Source organism: Bradyrhizobium sp. (genome assembly GCF_035484855.1).
Taxonomy (GTDB): Bacteria; Pseudomonadota; Alphaproteobacteria; order Rhizobiales; family Xanthobacteraceae; genus Bradyrhizobium.
Window position 1 is genome coordinate 61,335 of the sequence record NZ_DATHOP010000190.1, and the last position, 13,074, is coordinate 74,408.

General features: G+C 62.5%; 14 protein-coding genes. 9 read left to right on the forward strand and 5 right to left on the reverse strand.

The features are described 5' to 3' along the window. The first annotated feature begins 316 nt into the window (after positions 1–316). Together VK804_RS21725 and VK804_RS21730 are read left to right on the forward strand one after the other, a co-directional pair. Positions 317–2,254: a hypothetical protein gene (locus VK804_RS21725; protein WP_325374049.1), complete on the forward strand. Its 1,938-nt coding sequence runs from the start codon at positions 317–319 to the stop codon at positions 2,252–2,254. 641 nt (positions 2,255–2,895) lie between these two features. After that, on the forward strand, positions 2,896–3,339 hold the full coding sequence (locus tag VK804_RS21730; protein WP_325374051.1) for a hypothetical protein: 444 nt from the start codon (positions 2,896–2,898) through the stop codon (positions 3,337–3,339). Positions 3,340–3,545: 206 nt separating this feature from the next. Here the strand turns inward: VK804_RS21730 and VK804_RS21735 are convergent, their stop codons facing one another. After that, positions 3,546–4,064 (reverse strand): phasin family protein, encoded by a 519-nt coding sequence (locus VK804_RS21735; protein ID WP_325374053.1) that lies wholly within the window; start codon positions 4,062–4,064, stop codon positions 3,546–3,548. 156 nt (positions 4,065–4,220) lie between these two features. Here VK804_RS21735 and VK804_RS21740 point away from each other — a divergent pair, with 156 nt between their 5' ends. The 7 genes from VK804_RS21740 to VK804_RS21770 all read left to right on the forward strand — a co-directional run bounded on the left by VK804_RS21740 (position 4,221) and on the right by VK804_RS21770 (position 10,436). Further along, the gene (locus tag VK804_RS21740) at positions 4,221–4,577 is read left to right on the forward strand and encodes a hypothetical protein (protein WP_325374055.1); all 357 of its coding nucleotides are present in this window, start codon (positions 4,221–4,223) and stop codon (positions 4,575–4,577) included. 34 nt (positions 4,578–4,611) lie between these two features. Further along, positions 4,612–5,022 (forward strand): GNAT family N-acetyltransferase, encoded by a 411-nt coding sequence (locus VK804_RS21745; protein WP_325374083.1) that lies wholly within the window; start codon positions 4,612–4,614, stop codon positions 5,020–5,022. A gap of 90 nt (positions 5,023–5,112) precedes the next feature. Next, positions 5,113–5,301 carry a hypothetical protein gene (locus VK804_RS21750; RefSeq protein ID WP_325374057.1) on the forward strand — a complete coding sequence of 63 codons (189 nt, stop codon included), beginning with the start codon at positions 5,113–5,115 and terminating at the stop codon, positions 5,299–5,301. A gap of 266 nt (positions 5,302–5,567) precedes the next feature. Then, positions 5,568–6,701, forward strand: coding sequence for a glycosyltransferase family 2 protein (locus VK804_RS21755; protein WP_325374059.1), 1,134 nt, complete (start codon positions 5,568–5,570; stop codon positions 6,699–6,701). A 19-nt stretch (positions 6,702–6,720) separates the two neighbouring features. Further along, the gene (locus tag VK804_RS21760; RefSeq protein WP_325374061.1) at positions 6,721–8,223 is read left to right on the forward strand and encodes a glycosyltransferase family 39 protein; all 1,503 of its coding nucleotides are present in this window, start codon (positions 6,721–6,723) and stop codon (positions 8,221–8,223) included. Positions 8,224–8,667: 444 nt separating this feature from the next. Then, positions 8,668–9,810, forward strand: a complete 1,143-nt coding sequence (locus VK804_RS21765; protein WP_325374062.1) for a DUF2778 domain-containing protein — start codon at positions 8,668–8,670, stop codon at positions 9,808–9,810. 38 nt (positions 9,811–9,848) lie between these two features. After that, a complete protein-coding gene (locus tag VK804_RS21770; protein ID WP_325374065.1) occupies positions 9,849–10,436 on the forward strand; it encodes a GNAT family N-acetyltransferase in 588 nt (195 codons plus the stop codon). 2 nt (positions 10,437–10,438) lie between these two features. Here the strand turns inward: VK804_RS21770 and VK804_RS21775 are convergent, their stop codons facing one another. From VK804_RS21775 to groL, 4 genes are all read right to left on the reverse strand, one after another. After that, positions 10,439–10,723 carry a HigA family addiction module antitoxin gene (locus VK804_RS21775; protein WP_325374066.1) on the reverse strand — a complete coding sequence of 95 codons (285 nt, stop codon included), beginning with the start codon at positions 10,721–10,723 and terminating at the stop codon, positions 10,439–10,441. A gap of 9 nt (positions 10,724–10,732) precedes the next feature. Then, the gene (locus tag VK804_RS21780; RefSeq protein ID WP_325374068.1) at positions 10,733–11,101 is read right to left on the reverse strand and encodes a DUF86 domain-containing protein; all 369 of its coding nucleotides are present in this window, start codon (positions 11,099–11,101) and stop codon (positions 10,733–10,735) included. Next, a complete protein-coding gene (locus tag VK804_RS21785; protein WP_325374070.1) occupies positions 11,082–11,378 on the reverse strand; it encodes a nucleotidyltransferase family protein in 297 nt (98 codons plus the stop codon). Before VK804_RS21785 ends, VK804_RS21780 begins: the two co-directional genes overlap by 20 nt. A gap of 120 nt (positions 11,379–11,498) precedes the next feature. Beyond that, positions 11,499–13,074: chaperonin GroEL (groL, locus tag VK804_RS21790; protein ID WP_325374071.1), on the reverse strand; the 1,576-nt coding region annotated here is incomplete at its 5' end.

Sequence of the window (13,074 nt, forward strand, 5' to 3'; positions counted from 1 at the left end):
CATGAAAGATCAGGTCCCAGTCGAGGCTGCCGGGTTTCGTGGTGATGCGGCAAATCCAGCCCTTGCACTTTCGGATAGCACCGACCCCGCGTCAATTCACTACATTATCGGCCGCGACAAGGCACGCGAACTTAACGCGGGAGGTTCGAGCAGCTGCCAGGCTGCGGTATGCCGCCAAGCGCCGAGTTGAGATGCAATCTAGGATTTATATTTTCAGAGTTACATTTATCGCAAATTGTGGTGCACTGTTGCAAGATACTTTCAAAAAGGTACGGCCTTGAGCGAATCGGAAAATCCGCGCCATCCGGGAACGGCGATGAAAGGATATTTTGCGCGCAGGCCGCGGCTGGCGGTAGCGATCGTCGTCATTCTTTGCGGCGCGGCACTCTTTTGCCGGTGGCTTTGGGCCGGATCGCAGAATCAGGACGCCTCGGTGGCCGCCTGCGTGTCGCACGGCGAGCCGGCGATTGGTTCGCAAGCCGTAGCAGACCCGATCGAGGCAGCCTACGTCTTTCTCGACACCCAGATGGACCGGTATCACAGGTCCACAGCGATCTATTCCGAACCGGGGTTCAGCGCCTACTATCCCGAGGGGAAAATGGGTGACGTCGACGATATCGTTGCCGGTTCCGATGTGTTGATGCCCGATACGGGTCGGGCTCCGCTGAGGATCGACTATCGGCCGCGGCAGTCGGGTGGACAAGGTTGGGCCGGCATCTATTTGCTCTACCCCGGCGGCAACTGGGGCCAGTTTCCCGGAAGGAACCTGACCGGCGCGACGAAGCTGTCGTTCTGGACTTGCGCCGAGCGGGAGATGCGAGCGGAGTTTTCCATCGGAGGCATCCGCGACCCCGGACTTCCCCATGCCGATTCGTTCGCAAAGGTCTCGACCGGCCCGCTCGTACTGACTTCGAAATGGCAACGCCACGAGATCGATCTCAGGGGTCGGGATCTTTCATCCGTGATCGGTGCCCTTAGCGTGGTATCGAGCCGCGATGGCGACGACGCTCCGCGCACATTCTTCATCGATCTGGTCACGGTCGATCTGCCTGCCCTCGACCAGCCGCGCTTCATCCAGAGTTACTATCCGGGAAGCTGCCGGGATGGCGGCTTGCCCAACAGGGCGGAAATCTACGATCAGGCGCTGGCGCTGCTTGCGTTCCTGGCGCGAGGCCGGCCGGACGATCTCGCGCGCGCCGAGCTGATCGCCCGTGCCATGATCGAAGCGCAAAGCCACGATCGGACCTTCAAGGACGGGCGACTGCGTAATGCCTACGCCAGCGGCGAACTGATCGATCCTCATTTCGGCACCACGCGAATTCCCGGCAAATACGATCGTGAGGTCGGAAAGTATCTCGAAGATGAAAATTCCGCGGGGACCGATACCGGCAACATGGCGTGGGCCGCGCTTGCTTTGGTGCAGGCACACGCGCTTCTGCCGAAGCGTCCGGGGGATCCGTATCTGAACGCCGCCAGGACACTCGGAAAGTGGATCATCGAGAACACCAAGGTCGACGACGAACTCGGAGGGTTTTCGGCCGGCGTTCAGGGGTTTGAAAAAGCGGCGGGAAATCCCGAAGGCCAGGTGCGGAAGGCCTATCGTTCGACCGAGCATAATATCGACCTGGAAGCGCTCTTCGAGCGGCTTGCCTCGATCGCCGGACCCGACTCCCCCGAAGGTCTCTCCTGGATGGCCGCGGCGGCGCATGCGCGGTCGTTCGTCGACGCCATGCAAAACAAGGCGCCGGACGCGCCGTATTTCTGGACGGGGACCGCGGCCGGCACGTCGATCAACGAAACGAACATTCCGCTGGACGTGCAGACCTGGGCTGTGCTCCGCACTCGACAGGCGGACAAATACCGGGGCGCACTCGATTGGGCCTTGAAGAATTGCACCGCGAAAGGGAGCAGCGATACGTTCGATTTCAATTGCAACGATGGCGACGGCGCCTGGTGGGAGGGGACCGCGCAGGTCGCGGCGGCACTGCACTGGCTGAAGCGCGATCGCGAGGTGGCGCCCGTGCTGGATCGGCTGCGGGGCGCGCAGCTGACGAACGGGCCGGTGCCCGGAGCGCTGCCGGCCGCGTCCCGTTGCGGGCTCACGACCGGTTTCCAGCAAGCCTATCTCTCCGGCAAGTCGTTGCCCTGGCTCTATCCGGACTGGCCGCATATCGGGACAACCGCCTGGTTCATCTTCGCAACGCTCGGCGTCAATCCATTCCATCTGGCCGACGGCCCCAAAGGCAAGCCTTGAAGTTGGCGCGGGGACGGCATCGTCCCTGCGCGCGATGCTCTTCTCAAGTACAGCCTGGGCGTGCTATTACGGAACTCGCCCGGTCGGGCGCGTTTTATCGGCGCGGCAGCAGCATGGCGGAATACCCGCTGCCGCGTCTTTCATGGTGGGGGCAACGATGAAGCGAACGGCAGTGCTGATCACGTTCTTGAGTGCAATGCTGTTGCCGATTTGCGCGTATGGTCAGAAAATCAGCATCGATTACGTAAGTGCGACGCAAGGAATCATTAGAGGTCAAGTGCGGGGCTTAACGCGGGCCGACTCCCAAATTATCCAAAACATGCGGGTTGTGGTTTATGTCCACACTGACAAGTGGTATAAACATCCATTTGCTACTGGGGCCTCGGACACTCGTATACCAAGATAGACACCAATGCGACGTGGTCGATTGCGATGGTACAGGATGAAGAGCGTCACGAACCGGACGCAATCGCTGCGCTGATCGTCGACGCATCGACCGTCACCCCCCCAAAACTCATGCCTGTTGAGCTCATGAGACTCACCTATCGGGATATCGACATAGAGGGACTTTGCCCGGAGCCAATTCATCTTTGCCCCCTTCAATGAAGCGGCTATCGTCGCACAGGCTATTGCGCGTTGTCTTGCGGCTGGCAGCGTGGTTCATTGCACTCGCCGTTGCCTTGTTTCCAGCCTTTGTCGCTAGCCGAAACCTGCCGCACACCGTTAGCCTGTTCGAATTGGGGAGGCTGCTCTACGCCAACGGGCATTTCGCGGATTTCTATTTTGCCGGAATGATCATGTCGGCATTTTCGCTGTCAAATCTTTGGGAAAACATCATCACCAAGTTCCTCTGGGATACAATCGAATCCGGCACTAAAACGATCGCGATTCTCGCGGCAGCGATATTTCCGCTGTTCTTGATCTTTCTGTTTTACGGATTGATGACCTACATGACCCTGATCAGGGACGAAATTATCCTGTCGCCGGACGAAGTGAACTTCGATGTTTGGGTAATTATAGTGGTGCTGTTGGTCAGTCTCGGCACCGAAGTCTTGATTGCGTTATCGGCGAAGCCGCATGCGTAACAAGATGATCCGGACGTGGATGCTGTAAAGGTTTGTCAACCTTCGAAAATGGGTCGCGATGCCTAGGGCCGCGTTTGAACTTGATTCTTGGACAACAGTTCCCAGTCCGGTATCTGCATCCCCAAAATTGATCCTATTCAGTCGCCCCCTCCCTAGGGGAAGAGGCTCGAAAAACCAGACCTTCTTGGCGCGTCGCCGGACTGTATCTATCGCCCCGTCTTGCTTCCCCTGGCCACCAGACGCTCCAGCGGCTTCAGCGTCTGCTTCGCGAGTTCGCCGTGCAGTTCGCCGATCTTTTGCGTCTCGGCCACGAAGGTAGCATAGGCCTGTTTAGCGAAATCGCGTTGCACCTCGATCGCCTTGTCCAGCGACCGTGCGCCGGTGAGCCGTTCGACGAAGCAGCGGGTCTCCTCCAGCGATTTCAGGGTGTAGTCGCCATAGGCATTGGCGATGGTCCGCAAGCTGATCGGGGCGGCATCCGCACGCACGGTCTCCGCTGCAGCCGGCGGGTCGATCACGGCAGCCTCGGGCGAGGCGGCCATGGCCTCGACCGGCGCCTCTTCGGCTTGTTCCGGTTCCGGGGTCTGCGGTCGCACAGGTTCCGCGCTCAGCGCTTGATCCGTCGCCACGCCCGGCGGCGGCTCGGATTTCTGTCGCCGCGCTTCCCCCTTCCGGTTTCGCCGCGCCGGCTTGCCGATCGGCATGTTCTGGTCTGTATCGGACATCTTTTTCCCCTGTTGTTCCCTGTCAAACCAAACGCACAGGCTCCGCCATGTTTGCGCTGGAATCGCGGTTCGGGTCTGTCACTTGCGCGGCACTAGCGTGTTGATATTTGGAATCGGGCCGCACGGAGCTTAAGATGGCGAAAAAAGGAGAACGCGATGCGGGCGCTCATGGTGGCAGTTTTGGCGATGACGGCTTCGGCCGCATTGGCCGACGAGATCGATGACGCGCACCGGCTGGCGGTGTCGGGACGCGACTCCTACTGGAACTGCCTGGCGGATCAATATTCCAGCAACCGCAGCCAGGGCATGTCGGGTGCGGATTTCACCGCGCTGATCGCCAGTGCCTGTCCGTCCGAGCGGCAGAATTTCCGGGTGATGCTGGTGGATTTCCTGTCGCGGCAATTCCCCGACGTCGACGCCGGCGCGCATATGACAACGGCGAACAACGCCATTGCCGCCGCGCAAAAGGATGTCGTGACGGCGTTCATCCATCACAAGGCGGCGGCGAAGTAGCTTGTCCCACTTGCGGCGGCTCGAACTCCATGACATGGACGCCGCGGCACGGATTCATCGCGCCGCCTTCGATCAGGCGCTGCCGGCGTTGGCCGGCTTGCATACGCCCGAAGCAGATCGCTGGTTTTTTCGGGAACGCGTGTTCCCCGGGTGCCTGCTTTGGGGTGCGTTCGATGACGCCGGGATGACCGGCATCGTCGCCTTCCGGGAAGGTTGGATCGACCAGCTCTACGTTCTGCCTGTGGCGCAAGGGCAGGGCGCGGGCACCGCGCTGCTGCAAGTCGCGCAAAACGCATTCGACCGGCTGCAGCTCTGGACGTTCCAGCGCAACTGGCGCGCGCGCCGGTTTTACGAGGCGAGAGGGTTTGCGCTGGTTCAGGAAACCGACGGCACCAGAAATGAGGAGAAGGAGCCGGACGCGCTCTATCTCTGGATACGAGCTTGAGGCGCCGACCGGCGAGGCCCAAAGTCGGTCTTCGCAACTCGACACAGGCCGGTTAAGGTCGGCCGAAGGCAAGACCCGGGGATGATCGAGATGGACTCGGAACGAATAGCAAGCATTTTGGGCGCGATCATAGCTGTGGTGGTGCTGGGGATGGCGGTCGTCTTTGGGCCGATCGGGCAATTCGGCAAGCCGCCAAAGCCGGCTCAGAGCGCGCAGCAGCCAGCGCAGCCGGCAGCGCCGCCGGTGAGGGGGCCTGTGGTGCGCGAAGTGCCGCAGTGAGCGCTGCCGGCGAAGGCGCCCAACAACACCTCTTGCGGAACCCTCCAATCATCCCTATGTAGGTTCCAACGGCGACGTCGATGCTTGATAGCTCCGGCGCTGGGACGACCACTGAATAGTCAGGCTGCGCCGGATGTACGCGCGCCCTCTGTTCGTGGTCGTTGGCATTTTGGGGCTTGTTTTGGCCCGTTTTTGCAGCCCCAGCGGCGTTTTTCCTGGAATGGTGCGTTGGCTTCCCCCGAGTCTATCGGCTATACGCTTGCCGGATGAACCAAGCCATCAGACCGGGCGTCGAAAACCCGCCGCAGGCCGTTGCCACGCCTCAGCTTTCGGTCGTCGTCCCCACCTTCAACGAGCGCGATAACGTCACCACGCTGTATCGGCGGCTGGAGGCAACGCTTTCCGGCATCGCCTGGGAAGTCATCTTCGTCGACGACAATTCCCCCGACGGCACCTGGGAAGTGGTGCGGGATCTCGCAGCCGGGGATAGCCGCGTGCGCTGTATCCGCCGGATCGGACGGCGCGGCCTGTCGGGGGCCTGCATCGAGGGCATTCTGGCGTCAAGCGCGCCATATGCCGCCGTGATCGACGCCGATCTCCAGCACGACGAGACGCAACTGGCAAAAATGCTGGCGCTGCTGCAATCGGGCGAGGCCGATCTCGTGGTCGGCAGCCGCTACATCGAAGGCGGCAGCGCCGACAGTTTTAATCGGCAGCGCGCCGGCGCCAGCCAGTTCGCCACCGAAGTGGCCAAGCGCGTGCTGCGGGTCAAGATTGCCGATCCCATGAGCGGCTTCTTCATGATCCGCCGTGATAAATTCGAACAACTGGCCCCGCAGCTCTCGACGCAGGGCTTCAAGATCCTGCTCGACATCGTGGCGTCGGCGCAGGGCGATCTGCGCATCAAGGAAATTCCCTTCACCTTCGGTTCGCGGCTGCACGGCGAGAGCAAGCTCGATTCCATGGTGGCGCTGGATTTTCTCGGGCTGGTGCTGGCGAAGCTGACCAACGACATCGTGTCGCTGCGTTTCCTGATGTTTGCGATGGTCGGCTCGCTCGGGATATTGGTGCATTTCTCGGCGCTGTATATTGCGCTTGAAGCCCTCCATCTGCCGTTTGCGGAAGCGCAGGCCTGCGGCGCGCTCTCGGCCATGACCAGCAATTTCATCCTCAACAATTTCCTCACCTATCGCGACCAGCGGCTGAAGGGCATTGCCATCCTGCGCGGGCTGTTGCTGTTCTATCTCGTCTGCAGCGTCGGCCTGCTCGCCAATGTTGGCGTTGCGTTCTCGGTCTACGCCCAGGAGCCGATCTGGTGGCTGGCGGGCGCCGCCGGCGCCCTGATGGGCGTGGTCTGGAATTACGCGATGTCCGGCCTGTTCGTCTGGCGCAAGCGATGAAGCTGCCGAAGAATCTGCAATGAGCGCGAACGAGGGGCGGCTCGTCCGCGACACGGCCCTGACCGTTCTGGCGCTGGTGGCACTGCGGCTGGTCGCCGCCGCCTACACGCCGATCACTTTCGACGAAGCCTATTACTGGATGTGGTCGAAGCATCTCGCACTCAGTTACTACGATCATCCGCCGATGGTGGCCCTGGTGATCCGGCTCGGCACCATGATCGCCGGCGACACCGAACTCGGCGTGCGGCTGGTGTCGATCCTGCTGGCGCTGCCGATGAGCTTTGCGGTGTTTCGCGCGGCCTCGATCCTGTTTGGCGGCGTTCGCGTCGCTTCGACCGCGACCATCCTGCTCAACGTGACGCTGATGGCGGCGGTCGGCACGCTGGTCGTCACGCCGGACGCGCCGCTGTTGGTCGCCGCAAGCTTCGTGCTGTTCTATCTCGCCAAGGTGCTGGAGACCGGCCGCGGCGCGTGGTGGCTTGCGGTCGGCGCCGCGGTGGGGGTGGCGCTACTGTCGAAATACACCGCGCTGTTCTTCGGTCCCGCGATCCTGATCTGGCTGGTCGCCGTACCAAAACTGCGGCGCTGGCTGGTGTCGCCCTGGCCCTATCTCGGCGGGCTCGTGGCGCTTGCGGTATTTTCGCCGGTCATCGTCTGGAACGCCGATCACCACTGGGTCTCCTTCCTCAAGCAGATCGGCCGCGCCCGAATCGAGGATTTCAGGCTGAGCTTCATCGGCGAGTTGATCCCGACCCAGATCGCGTTCGCGACGCCTCTGGTTTTCATCCTCGGCGCGATGGGACTCTACGCGCTGACGCGGCGCAAGGCCGGCGCGATGGCGGCGCGGGTGCTGATCAATGCGACGTTCTGGACCATCGTGGCGTATTTCACCTGGCATTCGCTGCATGCCCGCGTCGAGGCCAACTGGTTCGCGCCGGTCTATCCGGCGTTTGCGATCGCCGCCGCAGTCGCCGCAAATCTCACGCAATGGGGTTTTCGCGCGCAGCGCCTGGTCGACTTCTGCCTGCGCTGGGCAGCGCCCGTCGGCATCGTGATGTTCGCGTTGCTGATCGTGCAGGCCAACACCGGATGGCTGTCGGGCTATCGCCGCGACGCCACCGTGCGCAGCGTCGGCGTCGGCTGGCGCGAACTGGCCGACGGCATCGAAGCGGTGCGCGTTCGCACCGGCGCCACTTGCGTACTGGCGCCGGATTACGGCACCACCAGCTGGCTCGCGTTCTATCTGCCGAAAGGAACCTGCGTGGTGCAGCCGACGCAGCGCATCCGCTGGGTCAACATGCCTGAGCCCGATCCAAAGCTGCTTGCCGGAAAACTGCTCTATGTCGATGAGGCGCGGCCGGGCGGACGGCCGTATCTGAACCAGGATTTCGCCCGCGTCGAGCGGGTCGCGGAACTGCCGCGCATGCGCGGGCCACTCAAAATCGAAACCTACGCGCTCGATCTGCTCGAAGGCCCCAAAGGCGACGTGCTCGACCACTCGCCGCCGCCGGAACTGGAGTAGGGGCGGCTTACGTGCCCCGGATGCGGCGCACCGCTCTTGTGGTGCGCTGCTGATCCGGGGTCCAGGCCGTGGTGCGATGGGTCCCGGCTCTGCGGTGCAGCGCGTAGCACTGCTCCGCGTCCGGGACACGAAAGGTGGATTCACCCGCGAATCATCCCGCGTTAACCATGAACGATGGCGATGGCGCCGCGTCGACACGCGCACCCCGCAACATTCCGGCATTTTTACGGCAACAAATGCGTCGCGCGGTCCGTAGATTTGCGGAAATTTTTGCGCGCAGTTGTCTCGATTTCGAACACCCCAACATCGCTCTGCACTTAATCTGCATTTAACGAAAAATCGCCTTAATGACGCTCCGTGTCTCTGCGAAATGCATCGCCGGAACTTGAACGGTCGCAGCACTTCGAAGGGGAACAAAGTGAAACCGTCCTGGGCGCAGAGTGTATGAGTAAGAGTACCGGTGCGTTAGCTGCCCGGAAGCGTAAAAGTTCTTCCCGGAAAGCCATCTCTCACAATCTCCTCGGCGGGGCTGCGCTCGCGTGTCTTGTGCTCGCTTCCGGCTGGACCGTGTATTCCAATATTCTCTCGGCCAGCGTTTATCCGATGCTCGGCAGCGCGGGCTTCGACGAACCCGTCGTCAAGCGGCCGCCTGTTGTTGCCGCGCGCGGCGCGGCGCCGGATTTCAAGGACAGGTTTGCCTCGTTGTCCGAACCGCCGGTGATCGCAAAGCCCGCGACGGTGTCCGCGATCAGCGCGACCCAGTTCAACGAACGCTTCGCAGCCGCCGAGCCGCAAAGTGTTGCGTCCGCGGTTCCAGCCGAGCCGGCTGCCGCGCCAGCGCAAAAAATTCCTGCGCCGAAGCTCGCGGAAGCACCGAAGCCGGTGAGCGCGCCGAAACTGGCTGAAGCGCCGAAGCAGAAGGACACGCCGCCCGCGCAGGTCGCGCTCAATGTTCCGCCGCCGCCGTCAACTCCGGCCGAGGCCAGACCTGCGAAGTCAGGCAGTTCGATCCGCGACATGGCGCAGCGCGCCAAGGCGGCGGTGATGTCGATCGCGTCAAGCGAAAAACTCTCAATCACCGAAAAACTCTGGGGCAAGCAGCCCTCGCACGGCTCGCTGCTGGCTTACGCCTCAGCCGACGCCAGCATCACCGGCAGCATCGGCCACGAGCAAAATCCGGCACTCGGCGGCTCGGCGCCCTACGATCGCGACACCGCGGTCTACGATATCTCCGCGCACACGGTCTATTTGCCCGACGGCAGCAAGCTCGAGGCGCATTCCGGCCTCGGTTCCGACCTCGACGATCCGCGTTCGGCGCGCGTCCGCATGCGCGGCGTGACGCCGCCGCATATCTATGAGCTGAAGCCGCGCGAGGCGCTGTTCCACGGCGTGCCGGCGCTGCGGCTCACTCCGATCGGCGGTGAGGACGCGATCTACGGCCGAAGCGGCCTGCTGGCGCACACCTTCATGCTCGGCCCCAACGGCGATTCCAACGGCTGCGTCTCGTTCCGCGATTACAACGCCTTCCTCAACGCCTACCGCAACCAGGGCATCAAGCGGCTGGCGGTGGTCGCGAAGGTGGAGTGAGGCGGGGACTTTGGCGGAGCGCGCAATAGCGAAACGTATTGCGCCGTCAGGCCGAACGGCGCTATCACCAAACCATGCCCGAGCCCGATTTTCAGCCGACCCTGACCGGCCCGACGGTGGTCGTGAGGCCGATTACAGCCGATGACTGGTTCGAACTGTTCGCCGCCGGCTCCGATCCGGAAATCTGGAAGGTGCATCCGCGGTCGAACCGCTACACCGAGCCCGAATTCAGAAAATATTTCGACAGCGCGGTTGCCTCGAAGATGGCGTTCGTATTCGTCGACCGCTCGACCGGGGAGTTGATCGGCTCCAGCCGCTATTACGGCCATGAGCCCGAACTCAGCGAAATCGAGATCGGCTGGACGTTCGTGGTCCGCAAGTTTTGGGGCGGGGCCACCAATCGCGAAGTCAAGCGGCTGATGCTCGACCACGCCTTCACCTTCGTCGACACCGTGATCCTCTGGGTCGGCGAGCAGAACTGGCGCTCGCAGGGCGCGATGACCAAGATCGGCGGCCTCAAGCGCGAGGGTCTGTTTACCCGCGAACTGTCCGGCGCGACGCCGCACGTCATCTTCGAAATCCGCAAGAGCCGGTACGAGCAGGGCGGCCGGGCGCTGGTGGCCTGAGGTCAGGCGGCCGAGCGCGGCACGATCTTCTTGTAGCTGTGGGCCTTCTCGGCTTTCGAGAGGTCGTACGCGGCTTGCAGGTTCAGCCAGAAGCGCGGATCGGTGCCGAAATAACGGCCCAGCCGGATCGCCGTATCCGCCGACACATCGCGCGTGCCGCGCACGATCTCGGTGAGGCGGTTGGCCGGAACGTTCAGTTCTTTCGCGAGCGCCCGTGCCGACAGGCCGAGCGGCACCAGATATTCCTCCCGCAATACTTCCCCTGGATGAGTCCGCAAGCGTGCCATTGGTGCCTCTCAAGGAAGTTCGCCGAGCTTTGCAAGCTCTTGCTCTATGGCCGCCAACAGGGCGGGAAGCCGGTTATGTACGGTCCCCCAGACCAGACGCTGACGTACATCTTCGTAGTCATGCCTGTAGACGTTGCCCGCCCCGGCCATCTCGACCCACGGAATATCCGGGTGCCGCGCCTTCAGGTCATCGGGAAGTCGCCGCGACGCTTCGGAGATAATCTCCAGAGCCCGCGTCACCGCATAAAACAGAAGCTGATTGTCGCGGAACGCGTCGAAATCGACGCCCTCGATGAAAGCGCGCGCAAGCCCGATGTTGTCGCGGATGTCGAGCAGCCGCTTCCGCGGGCCAGACGACCTAGAAGGCATAAACCGCATCTGCCGTCACGGCGGGACGAACGTAGGATTTCAGCGCCTCGCGGTCGACGACATCGACCGTGCCGGCAAAAAGACCGGCGATGTAATTCTTCAAGCCGACATAGGCATAGACGTCCTGGACGGCCTCGGGCGCGATGTCGATCATGATGTCGATGTCGCTGTCAGGGCGATTGTCGCCACGCGCCCGCGAGCCGAACAGGGCGGCATGCGTGACGCCACGCTCGCGCAACGCGCGCTCGTTCTCCCGGAGCCGGTTTAGGATATCATGTTTGTTCATGTCTTTATCGTACCACAAAATTGGCGACAAAAGCAGCCCTCGATGATCGGCAAGTTGACAACAAAAACCCCGGCATCGCTGCCGGGGTTTTGCATTGTTGCAGTCGCCTGAACGGCTGGATCAGAAATCCATGCCGCCCATGCCGCCGCCCGGAGGCATGCCGCCACCGCCGCCGGCGTTCTTCTTCGGCAGTTCGGCCACCATGGCTTCGGTGGTGATCAGGAGTGCCGCAACCGAGGCTGCGTTCTGGATCGCCGCACGGACCACCTTGGTCGGGTCGATGATGCCCTTCTTGACGAGGTCGCCATATTCGCCGGTCTGCGAGTCGAAGCCGTAATTATACGACTTGTTCTCGAGGATCTTGCCGACGATGACGGAGCCGTCCTCGCCCGCGTTGATCGCGATCTGGCGGGCCGGCCAGGACAGCGCCTTGCGCACGATCTCGACGCCGGTCTTCTGGTCGTCGTTCTTGGTGCGGATGCCCTTGAGCGCCTCGGAGGCGCGCAGCAAGGCGACGCCGCCGCCCGGTACGATGCCTTCTTCGACGGCCGCACGGGTCGCATGCATCGCGTCATCGACGCGGTCCTTGCGTTCCTTGACTTCGACCTCGGTCGCGCCGCCGACGCGGATCACCGCGACGCCGCCCGCAAGCTTGGCCAGACGCTCCTGCAGCTTCTCACGGTCGTAGTCCGAGGTGGTTTCCTCGATCTGCGCCTTGATCTGCGACACCCGCGCCTCGATGTCGGACTTCTTGCCGGCGCCGTTGACGATGGTGGTGTTCTCCTTGTCGATCATCACCTTCTTGGCTTTACCGAGCATGGCGAGCGTGACGTTCTCCATCTTGATGCCGAGATCTTCCGAGATCGCCTGGCCGCCGGTCAGGACCGCGATGTCCTGCAGCATGGCCTTGCGGCGATCGCCGAAGCCCGGCGCCTTGACGGCGGCAACCTTGAGGCCGCCGCGCAGACGGTTGACGACGAGGGTAGCAAGCGCTTCGCCTTCGACGTCTTCCGCGACGATCACCAGCGGCTTGCCGGTCTGCACCACGGCTTCCAGCAGCGGCAGCAGTTCGTTGAGATTGGAGAGCTTCTTCTCGTTGATCAGGATGTAGGCGTCGTCGAATTCGACGCGCATCTTGTCGGCGTTAGTGACGAAGTAGGGCGAGATGTAGCCGCGGTCGAACTGCATGCCCTCGACGACGTCGAGTTCGGTCTCCAGCGACTTGGCTTCCTCAACCGTGATGACGCCCTCGTTGCCGACCTTCTTCATGGCGTCGGAGAGGAACTTGCCGATCTCGGCGTCGCCATTGGCGGAGATGGTGCCGACCTGGGCGATTTCCTCGTTCGAGGTGACCTTCTTGGAGTTCTTGACGAGATCCGCCACGACGGCTTCGACCGCGAGGTCGATGCCGCGCTTCAGATCCATCGGGTTCATGCCGGCGGCAACCGACTTGGCGCCTTCGCGGACGATCGCAGCCGCGAGCACGGTCGCGGTGGTGGTGCCGTCGCCCGCTGCGTCGGCCGCCTTGGAGGCCACTTCGCGCACCATTTGGGCGCCCATGTTCTCGAACTTGTCTTCGAGCTCGATTTCCTTGGCGACGGTGACGCCATCCTTGGTGATGCGGGGCGCGCCGAACGACTTGTCGAGCACGACGTTGCGGCCCTTCGGGCCGAGCGTCACTTTCACCGCATTGTTG

Coding starts and splice junctions, on each gene's coding strand:
- VK804_RS21725 (WP_325374049.1), top strand. CDS start 317: ATGAAAGGATATTTTGCGCGCAGGCCGCGGCTGGCGGTAGCGATCGTC.
- VK804_RS21735 (WP_325374053.1), bottom strand. CDS start 4,064: ATGTCCGATACAGACCAGAACATGCCGATCGGCAAGCCGGCGCGGCGA.
- VK804_RS21740 (WP_325374055.1), top strand. CDS start 4,221: ATGCGGGCGCTCATGGTGGCAGTTTTGGCGATGACGGCTTCGGCCGCA.
- VK804_RS21745 (WP_325374083.1), top strand. CDS start 4,612: ATGGACGCCGCGGCACGGATTCATCGCGCCGCCTTCGATCAGGCGCTG.
- VK804_RS21750 (WP_325374057.1), top strand. CDS start 5,113: ATGGACTCGGAACGAATAGCAAGCATTTTGGGCGCGATCATAGCTGTG.
- VK804_RS21755 (WP_325374059.1), top strand. CDS start 5,568: ATGAACCAAGCCATCAGACCGGGCGTCGAAAACCCGCCGCAGGCCGTT.
- VK804_RS21760 (WP_325374061.1), top strand. CDS start 6,721: ATGAGCGCGAACGAGGGGCGGCTCGTCCGCGACACGGCCCTGACCGTT.
- VK804_RS21765 (WP_325374062.1), top strand. CDS start 8,668: ATGAGTAAGAGTACCGGTGCGTTAGCTGCCCGGAAGCGTAAAAGTTCT.
- VK804_RS21775 (WP_325374066.1), bottom strand. CDS start 10,723: ATGGCACGCTTGCGGACTCATCCAGGGGAAGTATTGCGGGAGGAATAT.
- VK804_RS21780 (WP_325374068.1), bottom strand. CDS start 11,101: ATGCGGTTTATGCCTTCTAGGTCGTCTGGCCCGCGGAAGCGGCTGCTC.
- VK804_RS21785 (WP_325374070.1), bottom strand. CDS start 11,378: ATGAACAAACATGATATCCTAAACCGGCTCCGGGAGAACGAGCGCGCG.